The organism is Streptomyces sp. NPDC002580 (assembly GCF_042889485.1).
Lineage (GTDB): Bacteria > Actinomycetota > Actinomycetes > Streptomycetales > Streptomycetaceae > Streptomyces.
This window is the reverse complement of sequence record NZ_JBIAQZ010000021.1, coordinates 1-15732: the sequence shown is the minus strand read 5'-3', so window position 1 is coordinate 15732 and position 15732 is coordinate 1. Positions and strand designations below refer to the sequence as shown.

Sequence of the window (15732 nt, the reverse complement as noted above, 5' to 3'; positions counted from 1 at the left end):
CAGACCCCCGCCCGCCGCGGCGGTCCGGCCACACCACCACTCCTGGAGCGCGGGGGGCGCCCCACCCCCCCCCCCCGCCCGGTGTGCGCTCAGCGGCGTCCGGCCAGGAAGGACTCGACGGCGTCGGCCGCGACGGCGGGGCCGTCGACGGCGCGCATGCTCGCGCCGAAGGCGCGCACGCGCTCGGTCGTCGCGGCGTCGTTCGCGATCTGGTCGACGGCCGCGCGCAGGCTCTGCGCGGTGGTGTCCTCCTTGGCGAGGTGGCGGCCGAGACCGAGTTCCTCGACCCTGAGGCCGTTGGCCCGCTGCTCGTTCATCTGCGGGATCACCACCATGGGCACGCCGTGGTAGAGGGCTTCCATGGTGCTGTTCATGCCGCCGTGGGTGACGAACAGGCCGGCGTGGCGCAGCACGTCGAGCTGGGGCACGTGCCGGCGCACCGTGAAGTGGGGCGGCAGCTCGCCGAGTTCGGCCGGGTCCAGGTGGTCGCCGACGGCGATGACGACCTCGCGGTCCGTCAGGTCGCGGAAGGCCTCGACGGCCAGGGAGAAGAACTCCGGCCAGCCGGTGGCCGCGGTGCCCAGGGAGATCAGCACGGCGGGCCGGTCAGGCGAGGCGGGCCGCCAGGTGCCCTGGAAGGAGCGGTCGCCCAGGCAGGGCCCGGCGAAGACGAAGCGCTCGTCGAAGGTGTCACCGTCGTAGTGGAACGTGCGGGGCATGAAGACGATGCCGCGCTTCTCGATGCCCTGGAAGAACGCCATCGGGTCGGCGGGCAGCCCGAACTCCGGCAGCAGCGCCGCGAGCTTGCCGATCATGTCCATGACCTGAGGGTCGGTGAATTCCGCGAGCGGGAACCTCTCCTGGATGTTGAAGTGCTCGTTCCAGGCGTAGGACGGAAACAGCCGGACCACCGGGATCTCGTTCTTCGCGGCGTAGAAGCGGGCCCCCCAGGCCATGAAATCGTGGGCGATGAGATCCGGCTTGTTCTTTTCATAGAAGAGGCCCACCTGTTCCACCAGGGAGGTCGCGTCGTTCAGACACCGCATTCCTTCTCCGGCGTTCGCCTCGGCCGTGTAGGGGCTTCGGTAGAACTCACCGAAGACCGATTCGTACACGACCGGTTCCGCGCCCGCCGCCCGTACCGCGGGTACGAAATGTTCGGTCACGGTGCAGGTGACCCTGTTTCCCCGCTTCACCAGTTCTTCGATCACGCCCAGCGTGGGGTTCACATGGCCGATCGCCGGGAAATTGAAGAAGGCGATGTGAGACGACATGAATTCTCTCCTCCGTGGCACACCGAACGCTTTGGGTGAATTTCTTCCTCACCGTAACAGCGTCCGGGACGGAGCGGTCCAGAAGGGAACGTGCTTGCCCAGGGCCATGCGCAGACAGCCGACCTGCCCGCGGTGATCGGGCGTCGCGCATATGAATGATGGCCAGCGCCTTTCCGAGGTTCTTGAGCCGGTCGTCGCCGACGGGTTCCAGCGGGGACTCGCTGTCCAGGTCGGCGGGGGTCAGCCCGGCCACGAAGGCGCGCATGCGGGCGCGCACGGCCCGGTGGAGGCCGGTCATCTCCTCAAGGGAGGGGCCGATGGACCAGTCCTGGTCCTCGTTGCCGGCGTAGCGGCGCGAGAACTCCTCCGTGACCAGCGACCGGGTTCCCTGATGGAGGGTGGAGAAGTAGTCGGTGGCACAGGTCAGGTGGCCGAGGAACCACACCAGCGGCTTGTGCGGGGCGGGCGCGAGGCGGGCGGTGGTGTCGTCGAAGTCCTCGGCGAACTCCAGACCATGCCGTGCGCGAGGTCGTAGCCGTGCAGGAAGCGGTCGGCGAGAGACCGCGGGGCGGCCTCGATGGTCGCGCTCATGCACCGAACTCCTCCGAGGTCGTTTCCAGGCTTTCTTCAGGCATCGTGACCATGAAAACTCAGACGCCCCTCAAGAGGTTCTCAAGTACTTATCGAGCGGGCCTCTTACGGATCTCGTGCGGTTTCATGATTCCGGGGAGGCGAATCCACTGGGTCCGGGACCCCGGACGGCGTCGAGCGGGGTCCGTAATTCTTCGAAGGTCGGGAGCCCCATGGCCTCCTCGCATTCCTAGCGCGTCCCCTCCCAGTCGAGCATGAGCTTTTTCCCGGCGCGCCCCGGAGAAGTGCGGTTAAGATTTCATGAATCCGCGCAGCGCGGCCTAGTCCTCCCAGATTCTCAGACTCCGTGTGCTGTTGAAATCATTCATGGATATGGCCAGGAATACGGCCAGCAGGCCCGGCCGTACATGGAGTTCCTTGAGAATCACCTCGTTCAGCTTGACGGCGACCGGTTCGTGTCCGGGTTTCGGCCAGCCGGCCAAGGCGGCCGTCACCGTGCAGGGAAGCAGTCCGGAGCAGGCGGCGGACTTCGCCGACTTCCCGGCCCGCCCACGAACGCACGAGGAGCCTGTACGTCCCGCCGGCCGCACGCTGGGGTCACCTGGCAGGCACCGACAACCGCATCGTGGAGAGCCGCCTTGCCCCGCCCTGGCCGCGATGGCCGCCGCCCACCCTCAGCTCACGGACGCGTTCGCCCACCTGGACTTCACCAAGACCGGAAGGCGCGGGGCTGCCGTCCGGGCTGTTCACGAACACGTCCGTTCCCGCGTGCGTCCTCGTCCTGCGGCCGCTGGGAGCGAAGCGTCCTGAGCTGCGCGGGCGGGTGCTGTTTATCAACGCTGACCGCGAGTACCGGGCGGAGCGCGCGCAACGTGATGCTTCCGCAGCACATCGACAAGGTGACGGCGGCCTTCCACGCCGCCGTCGACGTGAGTGGCTTCGCCCGCGTCGTCGATCGCCACGCTCCGGCCGCCAACGACGACAACCTCAACATCAGACGCTATGTCGACAACAGTCCCCCGCCGGAGCCGCAGGACGTCCGGGCGCACCTGTACGGCGGCGTGCCGCGCGCCGAGGTCGCCGCTCACCAGCCGCTGCTCGAGGCGTACGGACTGAGCCCGAAGGATCTGTCCGTCGAGCGGCCGAGCGATCCGGAGTACCTCGACTTCTTCCCGGAGGTGAGCGCCCCGGCACCGTGCCGAAACCGGGTACTGAGCATGCGGTCCACGGTCCTTCGGTCTCTGGTTCGCCTGGGGCGGGATGCCGCTGCTGATCCACACGCCGCACGCCCGGGATCCGCACATGGGCGAGACCGTCCACCAGGCCGATGAGGCGAAGATGCGCGAGGTCATCAGACGGCTCGGCCCTCCTCGCAACGGGCCTGAATCTGCGGGCCGATCGGGGCAGACACCGGTTGTTGCGTGGTGGCGCCGTCGTCCTCCGACCGCCCGGTCGGATGGAGGTGGGGCGCCATGGTGTCTTTACCGGGCAGGGCTTCGGGCGCGGGAGACCGTCCCCCGGAAGGGGGTTGAGGACCTTGAGGCCGAGGTTGTGGAGTTGCCCCTTCGGATCGAGGAGACTCCGGAAGGATCTCGGCCACCTCGCCGGCTCTGGATCTCAGCCAGATCACCCGGCCGTAGTGGCACCCGTCCCGGCTCAGTACCCCCTCGCCCTGGTCGACAACTACCTGGCCGGCACCGAACGCGTCCTCGACCACTCAATGGTGCGGTCCCGAGGATCACGCCAACAACGATCCCGCCCCTACCTCCACGAGCTGCACGACCAGCCTGCCGGGGATCCAGACGCCACGTCGCGGGTCCGTTCGCGTAGCGGTGCTCGGCAGGTCACACACCCTCGGCGCCCACCGGGCAGGGGCGGTACCTTGCCGCCATGTGCATCTCAGCAGGTGAGGCCGCGTTCTCCGGCACGATCGTGTACTGCGGCCGGCAACACCACCCCGAGCACGGCCTCATCCACGTCCTGGGCTACCAGAACACCGCCGCCAACCTGGCAGACGGCCCGAACGCCATGCTGCTGCACCTGCCCACCCGACAGCTCACCCACCGGCACTTCCTCTCCGCCGGACGCATCGGCGACGTCCTGCACCGCATGGTCGACGCCGTCGAATCCGCCTCTGTCGCAGCCGAGGGCATCGCGTGGATGAGCGCGGAACCTCAGTCCGTCCAGGTCTTCGACCACGACATCTACACGGTGCTCCTGGCCACTGATCCCACCGAGGTCCCAGCCGCACTGCGGCAGGTGCCGCAGCACCGGCGCCCCGACCTCGATCCGGACCTCCTCCGCTTCTACGCCGACCACTTCCCCGACCACACCATCGCCGTGTGCTGCTTCGACAACGCCGACGCGCAAAGGGCCAAGCCCCTGCTGCTGTGGTACACGCCCCTCGACCCCGACCGGCTGACCGTGCCGGCCCTGGACAGCCACACCGGCAGGGCGCCGGACCTCCACAGCACCGTGCCCGTGGACCACTGGGTCCTGTTCTCCACCGACCAAGCCCCCTCCGGCTGGGGCGCACCCGTCGACTACCCCCAGGGCACGCGCCACCGCCTGCGCGCCTTTCTCCCTACCGCCGTCGTGGGCCGGCACTACGACCACGGACGGAACCTGCCCAACGGAGACTTCATCATCAGCCACCGCGACCTGCTCGCCGGCGACCTCGACCGCATCGAGCGCCTCCAACCGACCCGCCGCTGAAAGCGGAAGGCAGGCAAGAGGTCGCACGTCAACCAAACCCGACATCGCCCCAATCGAGTTCAGGAGCAGGGCGCACAGAGAGATCAGCTGTACTGCTCGGCGCCGTTCAGGCGCGTCGCTGCCGGCCACTCCGCCCTGGCCCCGCGCTGACCCGCCTCCAAGGAGGCGGTGAGGTGCTTCCCGAACCCGGGTGTGCAAGGAGGCTGGCAGCTGCGGCTCGTCAGGGACATCCCCGGAAGAGAATCAGAAGGGCCGGTTCCCTCATGACATGCCGGTTCCTGGCCCAGGACGGACGTCTGCCGTCGGGCCTGCGGCATCCTCCGCGAACGACGAAACCCGGCGGTGTGCGACGTGGTTCGACCGACCGTCATCCGCATATCCGTCGAAGGAGAGATTTCCCCCTATCAAGACCATATCCAAGGATTCTTCTGTGGAGTCTGGCCGGCGGGCCAGGACCACGGTGGTGGCGGCCGCGGTGCTCCTGTCGGCGGCCTCCCTGCTCGCCGCCGCCCCGGCGATGGCGGCTCCGGCGGCGATCAAGCTGACCTCCGCCTCCTGTCCCACCGAGATCCTGCAGGGTCAGTCGAGCGGCTGCGTCACCGAGCTGAAGAACCTGCTCAACGCCACGGCGCCGGGCTGACGGTGGACGGCAGCTTCGGCGCCGCCACCTTGTACGCGGTCCGCGAGTACCAGGCCTCCGTCGCGATCGCCGTGGACGGACGGGTGGGCCCCGGCGCCAAGGTCAAGCTCTACGCCACCGGCGGCTCGGCGCCCGCGCCGATCAACCTCCTGTCCTCCTCGTGCCCGGCGAACGCTGTCCAGGACAACAAGAGCGGCCGCGTCACCGAACTGCGGTGGCTGCTCCGCCACTTCGGCCACAGCGTCGACGCGGACGGTGAGTTCGGGGCGGGCACACTGGCGGCGGTGAAGTCCTTCCAGGCCGGGCACGGCCTGACGGCCGACGGGCAGGTCGGGCCGAGCACCAAGGCCGAGCTCTACAACACCGACGAGTCCGGGTCGACGGCTCTGGACCTGCGCTCGGCGGCCTGCCCGATGCGCGGTGGCGGAGGACGCGCCGAACGTCGGCGGCAGATGCCGCCAGGCACAGCCGCCAGGCACAGCCGCTGGTCAACACGTACACCACTGCGGTGAACACGGCCCGCTCGTCACGCGGAGCGGTCGCGCCACCTTGCGGTCGAGCCGCGAACGACGGCAGCAACGGGGCGACCAGCTCCCAGAGTTCATCAGGAACCAGACGCTTCGGCAGATCGGCACTCACGGCAGGCATCATGCCGCCCGAACATCAAGTCACGTGGGACAGCCCTCTACGCCTCGGCTGATGAGGCCGATCTGGCGGCCTGCTCGATCTTCGCGCAGTAGGCGGTGCGGGCGTCCTCATCGATCTGCATCTCGTGTTCGGGGCGCATCCCGGTTCGGCCGTCGACGCCTTCGCGCAGGATGTCGGCGTGCCCCGCATGCCGGTTTGTCTCGCCGACGACGTGAACCAGGATGGCGAACAGGTTCGTGTTGGTATGAGGCTCCGGCCACCACGGCACGTGGCCGGGGGCATCGAGGGCAAGCTCGTCGATCGTCGCGTCCGAGTGTTCCCACGTGCGCCGGTAGAACTCGATGATCTGATCGCGCGCCTCGTCCTCAGCCGCCCACAGATCGCTGCCGTCGTGGTCCTGCCACCGGGGCAGCAGTTCCGGGGACGGCCGGCCGAAGACCTCGCCGAAGTACTTGGCCTCGACGCTGGCCACGTGTTTGACCAGGCCGAGGAGGTTGGTCCCGGTCACTGTCAAAGGTCGGCGGGCATCGTATTCGGACAGGCCGTCGAGTTTCCAGAGCAGCGCCTCGCGGTCCCGCCGCAGTCTCCCGTGCAGGCTGTCCTTCGCGAATTCATCGATCATGCGGCATGAGCCTGCCATGGGTTACTCGTGGCCTCAAGATCCCGTACGTGGACCGCAACGACCGGCAGAGCCGAAGCCTGGCCATGGCCACCGCACTGAGCCACTCAAGAAGCTTGCGAAACCTGCCACGTGGGACAACCTCTGAGGGACTGCCGTCATGAATTTGACGCCCGATCAGGCCGCGCTCGCGGTCGAGCGCCACGGCTGCCCGAACTGCGGAGTGCCCGCTGGCAGCGCCTGCCGGACCCGCGGCGGGAAGACCGCCGCGAAGTACCACACCCCCGCCTCGTCCTGGTCCCCGCGCTCCGCGAGGAACCGGAGATCCCGGTACTCGCCGACCGGCAGCCGGGCCGGACCTGGAAGGCAGCCCCCGTCCTTACCGTTGTGCCCGCGCCACGTGGTGAACGGCCGGTCCGGATCGGTTACGCCCGATAGCCCAGCATGAGACGAGTCCAGTCGAGGGTGTCTCGCCTTGCTCCGGCAGTTCTCCGCCCTCGGCAGTGAGACAACTGGTCAGGCCACCGGGCGGATTCGATCGCCGGTCTTCTCCCGGAGTGCTGCTTCCAGCCGGTCGCGGGCCTCAGTCTGGGCGGCAATCCGTTGGTTGAGGACCGCCAGCCGTTCCAGCGCTACCCGCAAGCCCTTGTCCGAGGGCGGTGCGGCAGCCAGATCGCCGTCCAGGCATGGCAGGAACACGTGCACGTCGTCCAGGGTGAGCCCGGCGGCCAGCAGGTAGCGGATGTTACGAACCCGCACCACGGCCCGCTCGTCGTAGATGCGGTAGCCGTTGGGGGCCCGCTGCGAGGAGATCAGTCTGGCCTGCTCGTAGTGCCGCAGCGCACGGGCGGTTGTCCCGGTCGTTTTGGCCAGTTCACCGATCCGCACCCATCCCACCTCCCGGGCCACTCCTATCACGCCACGACTGCCCCGCCGTCGACTGGGAGTACCACTCCGGTGACGAACGATGCTGCCGGCGCGGCAAGCTGGGTGACCGCCCAGGCCACCTCCTCGGGGCGGCCGATCCGGCCCAGTGGGGTGTGCGCCAGCTGCCACTCCCGCACCGCTGCCATTCGCTCCGGCGTCAGGCCCTGGTGCCCCCCGATGGGGGTGTCGATCGCGCCGGGGGCGACCGCCACCACCCGGATCCCGCGGGGTGCCAACTCGACCGCCCAACTGCGGGTCAGCAACTCCAGGGCGGTCTTGGTCGCCGCGTAGACCGAGCTGCCGGGCCAGGCCCGCTGCCCCACCGACGTACTGACATTGACGATCACCCCGCCCGACTTCTCCAGGAGTGGCAGCGCGACCTGGGCCAGCAGGACAGGGGCCACGAGATTGGTGGCAAGCTGAACCGCGATCATCTCCGGCGTCAGCGTGCCGAGGGCGCCGCTGCGCACTATGCCGGCGTTGTTGACCAGCACGTCCAGCCGGCCGTGTGTCTTGAGCACGGCCTGGATGATCCGATCGGGCTCGCCCTCGGCGGTGATGTCGGCGGCCAGCGGCGTGATCCGGTCGTGCCCGGCAGCGGTCTCCTTGAGCGGTTCGGCCCGCCGCCCGATCGCGATCACGTGGGCACCCTCGGAGGCGAAAACGCGGGCAGTGGCCCGGCCGATCCCTGTGCCTGCTCCGGTGACGGCGACGACCCTGCTGCTCTGCGATGCGGTGCTGTTCATGCCGGTCATCGTGCAACCCTGCCGCCAGCGGCAAGGTCAAGCAGCTGTGGTCAACGTTTAGCAGCTGTTGTCTTTCCGGACTTGAGGACTGCGTTTTCGCTGTTCGGGCATAGGGCGGGTGTTCCCGTGGGAGTGGTGTCGTGTCGTCGCTCCGGAGTCGGTCTTGATGGGCACGACGGTCGCCACGGATCCCCTTGCCACAGATGACAGGCCCTCGTCGCGCACGACGGCGGGGACGCTTCCGCTGCCTGCCCCGCGCCGTGCCACGCCGGCAGGCCGGCCGCACTCACCGACCTTTCCTCTCGACTTCCTCTGTCAGCGACCCCCGCAGAAGCCGGAGGTCGTCTCCGGATCTCGGGACGGCGTCCCAAGGTCTCCCTGTCGCCACAGGTCAACAGGGGTGGGATGGTCCCACCGTCCCAGGTATGACGGCAGTTGTTGTCGGGGCCCCTGACGCCCTGGAGTCTGTGGGTGTCGCACCGGACGAGGCGGCGCGACCGGCCCACCGGCAGCCGGACGACAACAACCCTGCACCTGTGCACCGGGGCACCTCTGTGCCTCGGCGGCGCCGGGTTCCGGTCTCTGCCCGTCCAGCGCAGCGCTAGCCCCCCACCCATCGGCACTGAACAAAGGAACCCTGTGAAGAAGTCCCGTATGGGCCGCGTGGTCGCGGCCTCGGCCGTTCTGATCGGCAGCGGCGCCATAGCCTTCATCCCCGCGTCGGCGGCCTCGGCCACCGAGGACGACTGCGACGGCATCGCCGTCATCGGCGTCTTCAGCGCCGTCGAGTCCGGAGCCTCGTTCACCTTCAACGGCCGCCGCGTCGAGTTGCAGAACGAGTCAGCGCTCGACCGCTACAGCCGCGCGGAGATCAAGTCCGGCCGGAAGGCCGGCGACCGGCTGTGGGTCGACCGCAGCTTCCACTCGTTCCCCAACACCAAGGGCATCGTCAGCGACCAGCAGGCGAAGAGCGAGGGCTGGAAGATGTGCGGCCCGTACACCGGCAGCCGCACGCAGTCCGTCTACAACTCCAACTTCGCCGCCCGTGCCTGTGCCGAGATCGACGGCATCACCAAGTGCGGCAAGTGGTACGTGGACTGACAGGTCCCGGCGGCGGGGCGCTGGAGCGGTGCCCCGCCGTGTGACCGCATCCTGCAAGGCTGCCGCCCGTGCATGTGGACGGGCGGCAGCCTTGCAGGCCGTGTCGCCGTAGTCCTCTGAGTGCTCCGGCAAGTACGGAGCTACGTGCACCGCTCCGTAGCCGTCCAGACTCGATGCCGGGCGAGGACAGTGCCGTGGACCCCTTTGGGGGACTGTCCTGTATTTCGTTCATGAACGAGATCACCGGGGCTCGAAGGGGGTTCGACGCGGATGAGCGGGCTTTTCGTTGCGGTATGACGCCCGCGTCCTCGACTCGTACCGAAGGGACTCACCTCCAGGCCGAGGCATCGCACCTCGCCAAAGGGTTGGTGTACAACCGGCCGTGCACGGCAGAGTGGTGGGGTGCCCGAGTCACCGGTCCGGCGGTCCGGTGGTCCCCGGACCCTGATCACCGCGGCGCGTCGCCGCCAGTTCGACGGGAGCCCACGGTGACGAGACGCGACGTCATACTCAACGAACTCGCCCAGGGACTGCGCCCGATGCAGGAGGGCGTCGAGTGGTTCGACGCCCTCCCCCAGGAGAAGCAGTACGAGGTGCTGCGTCATCTGAGCCATCACTGCCTCCAGGCTCGCGCTGTGGAAGAGGACGGACCGGAGAGCATCCGCCGTGCCGGGCTGCGTCCGACGCACACTCCCGCGGTGCTGATCACCCGCAGCCGGATCGACCAGCAGTTGAGGAAGATCGCCGGACTCACCCCGGTCGACGAACGTCGCAAGGCGTTCCGTCTGCTGGTCGCGCTGCTCGCCGTCGCGGACGCGCGACGCCGTGTGACCTTCTGCCGTGGCGACTGCGGTCACTGGTGGCACCAGCGGCCCGTCGTCGACCCCGCGGAGGGGTGAGTCCGGCACCGGAGCCGCCGACGTGGCGGAGAGAATCCGGGATGCCGTCGTGGCGCGAGTGCATAGGATCGCCGGCATGGCACTGCGACCAGTTCAGGTGAACGTGAAGGCCCAGGACGGATCGGCGGTCGGCCGGTTCTGGGCGGAGGCGCTCGGCTGGAGTGCCTTCCGCCCGGGCGTGACCACGTACGTGGGTCCCGGCAGCGATCTCGTCTGGCCGGACCCGGTCGTCCTCGGCATCGACGTCGTCCCGGTCCCGGAATCCAAGACGCGTACGAAGAACCGTGTGCACCTCGATCTCGCCAGCACGTCCGACGCGCATCAGGCGGAGTTGGTCGCGCGCGTCAAGGATCTCGGCGCGACGCCCGTCGACGTGGGGCAGGGTGATGTGCCGTGGACGGTCCTCGCCGACCCCGAGGGCAACGAGTTCTGCGTACTGGAGCCGCGGGAGGTCTACCGGGACACCGGGCCGATCGCCGCGGTGGTCGTCGACTGTGCGGACCCGCGGGCCATGGCCCGGTTCTGGGGCGAGGCGACGGACTGGACCCCGCACGAGGCGACCGACCATCAAGCGGGGCTGCGCTCCCCCAAGGGTGTCGGCCCGTACATCGAATTCCTCCGCGTCCCCGGCACGAAGACCGTGCCGGACCGTGTCCACCTCGACCTGCTGCCGTACCCGGGCGACGACAAGGCGGCGGAGGTGGCCAGGCTGCGGGCCCTCGGCGCCACCGACCTCGACCTCGGCCAGGGCGACGTCCCGTGGACGTGCCTGGAGGACCCGGAGGGCCACGAGTTCTGCGTCCTCGCCACACCCTGACGCGGGGACATGGCGATATGCCGACATGTGTACGTTGCGCGCCTACGTACCTACGTTTCCACCTGCCTGCGCGCCGGCACCTGGGACCCGGCTGAGGCGTCACGACCGGGCCGGGCGACGAACTGCTGCGCGTCCGGGGCACGGTCGGCCGGCTCGGCGGAAATGTCAGTGGTGCGGCATACGATCCGAGGATGCGAGCCACAGGAACATTCAAAGTTGCCGACTTCACCCCAACTCCGGTGCCTGCTCCCCCGATCGAGACGGCGCTGCCCGTCGGTGTCGCCACGATGGAGAAGGAGTACGAGGGCGAGATCGCCGGACGCTCGGCGACCTTGTTCACCGCCGCGTTCGACCAGGCCGGCGGGACGGGGACGTACGTCGCCATGGAATCCTTCGAGGGGACGCTCCACGGGCAGGCCGGCGCCTTCAATTTCGCGCACTCCGCGACGGCCCTGGGCGAAGGGCGGAAGAACGACTTCTTCATCATCGTGCCGACCAGCGGAACGGGTGCCCTGGCCGGGATCACCGGGGCAGGCGGCATCGCGATCGACCCGGACGGCACGCACCGGATCTGGTTCGACTACGAGCTCGGCCGGTAGGCCGGGGCAGGGCAGCGATGAGGCCTGCGCCGCACACCCGGCCGGCAGGCCTCGCGCAGAACTACGGGAACCGCCCGCGGGAGAAGGCGTCCCTCGAATGAGGACAGGATCAGTCGCTGATCCGCACGCGCGTGCGGCGGCCTCTCCGGGCGAGGAACCATCCCAGGACGGCACCCACGACGTACCAGAACAGGTCGGGCGCGTTGAAGGTCGCCCCGAGCAGTGGCTGCAGAACGACGGGGATCCCCGCGATCTGCAACAGCTCCACGGCCCAGCTGAATCCCAACGCTACGCCCGCGACAACAGCGGGGCGCAACCTCGGCGCCACCATGACCACGACGGCACACACCAACACCGTGTAGAGAGCGTCCCCCGCGTACTTCGCGAAGTCCCCGCCAGTCCACGACCGCACACCGAGACCTGCAGCGACGGTCACCCCCGCCGCGCCGAAAGCCCACCAGCGTCTGCTCATTGACCGGCACCCTACGTGCTGTGCCGGACCCTGTGCAGAATCCGGGGCGGCCCAGTCCACCACCCCTCACTCGTCGAGTGTCGCGCGCAGCCGCAAGCGGTCCGGGGCCCGAGGGACGAGGTCCAGGGTCTGAAGGGGTCGCGCTCACTGAGAGGTGCCCGGCTCACAGGGCCGTGCGCAAGCCGTGTGCGCGGAGGCCATCGGCCCATCAACGACCGTGCCACCAAAGTGAGTCGGGGTGCGTCACGGGAAGCCTGTGCGGGGTGGCCGCGAGCGGGTGGCTCCGCTCGCCGTCACTCTCTGGTGGGGCATCCGTATGAGGGCTTAGAATCTCGCGATCTTGCTCGATCTCGGAGGTACCTGATGACGTTCGGCTCCCGCGGCCGCACGACAACGCGCGCCGCGGGAGCCGTTCTGTGCCTGACGCTGCTTGCCGCCTGCGCAGGCCGGACAGGGGAAGCGAACGGCAGGACGCCATCGCCCACCGAGTCCGCACCCGCCGATTCGGAGAAGCAGAAGCGCCCTGAGTCGTCGACGACGACGTCTCCCGTGAACGAGAAGCCGGACGGCTGGAGGATCGCGTACTCCGGCACGTCGGACAACGCCATGCTGATCGGCTTGGCGGCCGCGTCGGACCGGGACGCCTGGGCGGTCGGAACAACACTCGACCGTGATCCCGAGTCCTTCTTCCTCCACTACGACGGCCGGCGGTGGCGGGACTATGACGCCGCCACCGAACTGCCGGTCCTCACACGGCTCAGCGCTCAACATCCCCGACTGCAGTCATCCGGACCGGACAACACTTGGCTCTTCGCCGGCGACCCGAGGAAGGACCTCGCCGTGGTCGTCGTCCGCTGGGACGGCCGCCGCTGGCGGGAGATACCGTCGCCGCCGGGCCGAGTCGCCGAGCGCTACCAGGACGCGGCCGTCTTCGCCCCGGACGACGTGTGGATGCTGGCAGGACCTGCCACGGCCCCGGGCCGGTGGCCCGCCGAGGCGCGGACGATCTGGCACTGGAACGGCGTGCGCTGGACGGGTGTGCGGCTGCCGGCCGTGGCGACGGCGATCGCCGGACAGGCACCCGACGACATCTGGGCGGTCGGCTCCACGCCGGGCAAGGAGGTGTTCGACGTCCGCCGACCCGAGCCTGCCGCGATGCACTACGACGGACACGCCTGGCGGCTCACTTCCTTCCCGCACTTCGATCCTCCGGCCCCGGCCGGACCCGGCGACGATCACGGCGCCGAACTGCGGGACGTGGTGACGGCCGGTCCGGACGGAGCGTGGGCGGTCGGCACGCAGTCCTACCGGGGCGACGAACCCGACGAGGGGGACGACGAGGCGCCTGTCGTCGCCCACTGGGACGGCAGCCGGTGGGAGAAGCGGCCGCGAGCACCGTACGACGTCACTCGCCCGGTCGCCTGGGACGGCGGCCGGGGGCTCCTCGGACCGTCGACGCGGCTTCGCGTCGACGGCACGGTCGACCCCGTCGCAGCCCCGCCCCTGATGCCGGGGAAGTCCGGCGAGATCACGGAATTCGACCGAGGCCAACGGCTCGAACTCTTCAGCCTCGTCCAGGTACCGGGCACGCGTCAGGTCTGGGGCGCCGGCGACATCTCCGCCCGGGGTGTCGAGGAGTTCAACTTCCAACGTCCGGTGATCGTCGCCTACATGCGCCCGCCGGATCAGACCTGAGGCGGATCCACCCGATGGCCTCGAACATCAGGCATGTGCTCGTGCTACCCGGCCGGACAGGTCAGCGGAAGCTGCAGAACGTCCCTGGCCGGCCTGAATGGTGGTGCGAGTGCGCGAAGAGCCGCGTCGACTCCTCCAGCACGGCGACCTCGTCGTCCCCCGGTTGGCCGTCCGATGTCACTGACGCCGTGGCCTGACGATGTGCACCAGCAGGCTCAGACCTCCGCCGAGGGCAAGCGTCGTCCGGAAGCCGCACCGGCGCCGGCGAAACGACCGATCGCTGGGCACCGGCCCGGCCCCTCCGACCTTCTGAGGGCTGGAACGGCTCAAGACCGACGGATCAAGACCACCATGCGCTCGCGGCCTTCAACGCGACGACAGGGCGCGGCTACGAGCCTCCCGACTTCACCGAGTACGCCCGCGACAAGAGCCTGTAAGACTTGACGAGGGGAACAGTCCGGCCGGTACGCGTCATGGTCGGTCCTGGTAGAGAACTGGGGGGAATGGGAGTGGAGCATCGCTTCGGTGTTGGCTTGCGAAGGGTGATTCCGTGAGATCGCGAATGCCCCGCCGTCGGGCACGGGGTGCGGCCGCGCCGGTCACGGGTTTCTGGCGGGCCGGGCGACGGGGAGCCCGTGAGGAGGTGTCAGCGGTGAGGGACGAGGAGTGGGCCGAGTGGCTGCGGCAGTCGCCGCCGGGAACCGAACTGCTGGCCTGCTGGCAGCAAGCACAGGACGAGATGCGCCAGGTCGACCGGGACGCCTACGGAGAGCGCCTGGCCGCCCTGCTGTCCGTCGCGTCCGCACGCGACTGCGCGGCGGCAGGCTTCGGGTGCACACGGCGCATGGACCGTGTCTGTCGCGAGCCGTCGGTCTGCTCTCAGGACCCTGTGGTGCCGTCGGCCGCCGAGGCGCTTCCGCGCGGCGAGCGTGAGGGTCCGGTCCAGGGAGCCTGCGGTGGATTCCACGGTTCCCGGGCCGACTTCGTGGTGAGAGTGCAGTTCAGCGGTGGCGCCGACCGGCATCGCGCGGTGTTCTGGCAGGGCTGGGAAGCGTCGGGCGTACGACTGTGGGTGGACGGTGTCCCGGTCGCCGCCGGGACCGGGACCCACCTGGACTCCTACGGGCACTGGCTCGACGGCAGGTTCCTCGCGGTGCAGGCGGACGGGCCGGACGACCATCCCCGGCAGTCCTACGGGCCTGGGCAGTTGGTCACCAGCATCGTCTCCGTGCTGATCCACGACGCCGCCCACGGCACGACCCGAACGCTGGTCCCGGGACCCCACGAGACATGGACCGATCCCCGGGTGGTCCTGGTCGGTGGGACGCTGCGCGTGTACGCGACTCGCGAAGCCCTCGCCGCCGACGTGCCCGACCGGATCCTGCCGGCCCGACCGGTCCGACCCGCCCCCGAGTGACGGCCGGACCCTCCCCTGTCGTCCGCACCGAAGCGAAGTTCCCGAACCACCGGCGGAAGTACGGCACTCTTGACATCCTCCCCGCCCTAAAGGACGGGGATTCCCGCCTGGCTGCCGGTGGTGACCGGCTGGGCCTTCGGGTGGGTTCCCCGTTCAACGGGCCGTGCCCGGCGTGGGATTTCCACCCCAGGACTGACCGGCCCTCCAGGGGCGTTTAGCCTCTCCGCCTGCCCGGCGGCGAGGATCACACGCGACGCGTTGAGATCACGATCATGTTCAGTACCGCAGCCCTCGCACCGCCAGATACGCACGTGCAGAGGCTTCTTCCCGTCCACGACCCAGCAGACCGAGCAGGTCCGGGAGGAGGGCAGCCAGCGGGAGACGATGCCGACGTGCCGGCCGTAGCGGGCCGCCTTCTCCTCCAGCACGCGGCGGAACATGCCCCACGCGGCGTCGTGCACAGACTTGGCGAGGCGAGTGCGAGCCAGGCCGGAGACCGCCAGGTCTTCGAGGTAGACCGCTTGGTTGTCGCGGACCAGCCTCGAAGCGTTCTGGTGGCACCAGTCCTTGCG

The 15732-nt window shown here is 69.3% G+C and carries 16 protein-coding genes and 3 pseudogenes; 10 read left to right on the top strand and 9 right to left on the bottom strand.

Annotated elements, in window-relative coordinates; translation table 11 throughout:
* Positions 1–89: 89 nt before the first annotated feature.
* The 3 genes and pseudogenes from ACFYW7_RS37310 to ACFYW7_RS37300 all read right to left on the bottom strand — a co-directional run bounded on the left by ACFYW7_RS37310 (position 90) and on the right by ACFYW7_RS37300 (position 1865).
* Positions 90–1274 (bottom strand): macrolide family glycosyltransferase, encoded by a 1185-nt coding sequence (locus ACFYW7_RS37310; RefSeq protein WP_389510838.1) that lies wholly within the window; start codon positions 1272–1274, stop codon positions 90–92.
* Positions 1275–1491: 217 nt separating this feature from the next.
* Positions 1492–1722, bottom strand: a pseudogene (locus tag ACFYW7_RS37305) (DinB family protein); the annotation flags it as partial.
* Positions 1698–1865: a hypothetical protein gene (locus ACFYW7_RS37300; RefSeq protein WP_389510917.1), complete on the bottom strand. Its 168-nt coding sequence runs from the start codon at positions 1863–1865 to the stop codon at positions 1698–1700. The gene ACFYW7_RS37300 and the pseudogene ACFYW7_RS37305, both read right to left, overlap by 25 nt.
* A 625-nt stretch (positions 1866–2490) precedes the next feature.
* Here ACFYW7_RS37300 and ACFYW7_RS37295 point away from each other — a divergent pair.
* From ACFYW7_RS37295 to ACFYW7_RS37280, 4 genes and pseudogenes are all read left to right on the top strand, one after another.
* A pseudogene (locus ACFYW7_RS37295) lies at positions 2491–3196 on the top strand (N-6 DNA methylase).
* 559 nt (positions 3197–3755) lie between these two features.
* Positions 3756–4580 carry a hypothetical protein gene (locus ACFYW7_RS37290; protein WP_389510836.1) on the top strand — a complete coding sequence of 275 codons (825 nt, stop codon included), beginning with the start codon at positions 3756–3758 and terminating at the stop codon, positions 4578–4580.
* A 430-nt stretch (positions 4581–5010) separates the two neighbouring features.
* Complete coding sequence (locus ACFYW7_RS37285) at positions 5011–5220, top strand: hypothetical protein (protein ID WP_389510834.1); 210 nt, start codon at positions 5011–5013, stop codon at positions 5218–5220.
* A 2-nt stretch (positions 5221–5222) separates the two neighbouring features.
* Positions 5223–5732: a peptidoglycan-binding protein gene (locus tag ACFYW7_RS37280; RefSeq protein ID WP_389510832.1), complete on the top strand. Its 510-nt coding sequence runs from the start codon at positions 5223–5225 to the stop codon at positions 5730–5732.
* A gap of 13 nt (positions 5733–5745) precedes the next feature.
* On the opposite strand, the pseudogene ACFYW7_RS37275 reads toward ACFYW7_RS37280, so the two are convergent.
* From ACFYW7_RS37275 to ACFYW7_RS37260, 4 genes and pseudogenes are all read right to left on the bottom strand, one after another.
* Positions 5746–5868 (bottom strand): annotated as a pseudogene (locus tag ACFYW7_RS37275) (hypothetical protein); the annotation flags it as partial.
* A gap of 37 nt (positions 5869–5905) precedes the next feature.
* Positions 5906–6490 carry a DinB family protein gene (locus ACFYW7_RS37270; protein WP_389510830.1) on the bottom strand — a complete coding sequence of 195 codons (585 nt, stop codon included), beginning with the start codon at positions 6488–6490 and terminating at the stop codon, positions 5906–5908.
* Between the two features lie 513 nt (positions 6491–7003).
* Positions 7004–7375, bottom strand: a complete 372-nt coding sequence (locus ACFYW7_RS37265; protein WP_389510828.1) for a MerR family transcriptional regulator — start codon at positions 7373–7375, stop codon at positions 7004–7006.
* 26 nt (positions 7376–7401) lie between these two features.
* Complete coding sequence (locus ACFYW7_RS37260; RefSeq protein WP_389510826.1) at positions 7402–8169, bottom strand: SDR family NAD(P)-dependent oxidoreductase; 768 nt, start codon at positions 8167–8169, stop codon at positions 7402–7404.
* 630 nt (positions 8170–8799) lie between these two features.
* Here ACFYW7_RS37260 and ACFYW7_RS37255 point away from each other — a divergent pair.
* The 4 genes from ACFYW7_RS37255 (at position 8800) to ACFYW7_RS37240 (ending at position 11576) form a co-directional block, all read left to right on the top strand.
* Entirely contained in the window at positions 8800–9261 is a 462-nt protein-coding gene (locus ACFYW7_RS37255) for a hypothetical protein (protein ID WP_389510823.1), read from the top strand.
* A 488-nt stretch (positions 9262–9749) separates the two neighbouring features.
* The gene (locus ACFYW7_RS37250) at positions 9750–10160 is read left to right on the top strand and encodes a DUF5958 family protein (RefSeq protein WP_389510819.1); all 411 of its coding nucleotides are present in this window, start codon (positions 9750–9752) and stop codon (positions 10158–10160) included.
* Between the two features lie 76 nt (positions 10161–10236).
* Entirely contained in the window at positions 10237–10977 is a 741-nt protein-coding gene (locus tag ACFYW7_RS37245; RefSeq protein WP_389510817.1) for a VOC family protein, read from the top strand.
* A 191-nt stretch (positions 10978–11168) separates the two neighbouring features.
* Positions 11169–11576: a DUF3224 domain-containing protein gene (locus ACFYW7_RS37240; protein ID WP_389510815.1), complete on the top strand. Its 408-nt coding sequence runs from the start codon at positions 11169–11171 to the stop codon at positions 11574–11576.
* A 109-nt stretch (positions 11577–11685) separates the two neighbouring features.
* Here ACFYW7_RS37240 and ACFYW7_RS37235 read toward each other — a convergent pair whose 3' ends face one another.
* A complete protein-coding gene (locus ACFYW7_RS37235; RefSeq protein ID WP_389510813.1) occupies positions 11686–12048 on the bottom strand; it encodes a DUF2809 domain-containing protein in 363 nt (120 codons plus the stop codon).
* A gap of 549 nt (positions 12049–12597) precedes the next feature.
* Between ACFYW7_RS37235 and ACFYW7_RS37230 the strand changes: the two genes are divergently transcribed.
* Positions 12598–13743 (top strand): hypothetical protein, encoded by a 1146-nt coding sequence (locus ACFYW7_RS37230; RefSeq protein ID WP_389510811.1) that lies wholly within the window; start codon positions 12598–12600, stop codon positions 13741–13743.
* A gap of 652 nt (positions 13744–14395) precedes the next feature.
* The gene (locus tag ACFYW7_RS37225; RefSeq protein WP_389510809.1) at positions 14396–15160 is read left to right on the top strand and encodes a hypothetical protein; all 765 of its coding nucleotides are present in this window, start codon (positions 14396–14398) and stop codon (positions 15158–15160) included.
* Between the two features lie 86 nt (positions 15161–15246).
* On the opposite strand, the gene ACFYW7_RS37220 is transcribed toward ACFYW7_RS37225, so the two are convergent.
* Positions 15247–15732 (bottom strand): RNA-guided endonuclease InsQ/TnpB family protein (locus ACFYW7_RS37220; protein WP_389510807.1); only part of this gene is annotated, 486 nt, incomplete at its 5' end.

Excerpts from the sequence above, each read along its gene's own strand:
- ACFYW7_RS37310 (WP_389510838.1), bottom strand. The coding sequence starts at position 1,274 with ATGTCGTCTCACATCGCCTTCTTCAATTTCCCGGCGATCGGCCATGTG.
- ACFYW7_RS37300 (WP_389510917.1), bottom strand. The coding sequence starts at position 1,865 with ATGAGCGCGACCATCGAGGCCGCCCCGCGGTCTCTCGCCGACCGCTTC.
- ACFYW7_RS37290 (WP_389510836.1), top strand. The coding sequence starts at position 3,756 with ATGTGCATCTCAGCAGGTGAGGCCGCGTTCTCCGGCACGATCGTGTAC.
- ACFYW7_RS37270 (WP_389510830.1), bottom strand. The coding sequence starts at position 6,490 with ATGATCGATGAATTCGCGAAGGACAGCCTGCACGGGAGACTGCGGCGG.
- ACFYW7_RS37260 (WP_389510826.1), bottom strand. The coding sequence starts at position 8,169 with ATGACCGGCATGAACAGCACCGCATCGCAGAGCAGCAGGGTCGTCGCC.
- ACFYW7_RS37245 (WP_389510817.1), top strand. The coding sequence starts at position 10,237 with ATGGCACTGCGACCAGTTCAGGTGAACGTGAAGGCCCAGGACGGATCG.
- ACFYW7_RS37240 (WP_389510815.1), top strand. The coding sequence starts at position 11,169 with ATGCGAGCCACAGGAACATTCAAAGTTGCCGACTTCACCCCAACTCCG.
- ACFYW7_RS37235 (WP_389510813.1), bottom strand. The coding sequence starts at position 12,048 with ATGAGCAGACGCTGGTGGGCTTTCGGCGCGGCGGGGGTGACCGTCGCT.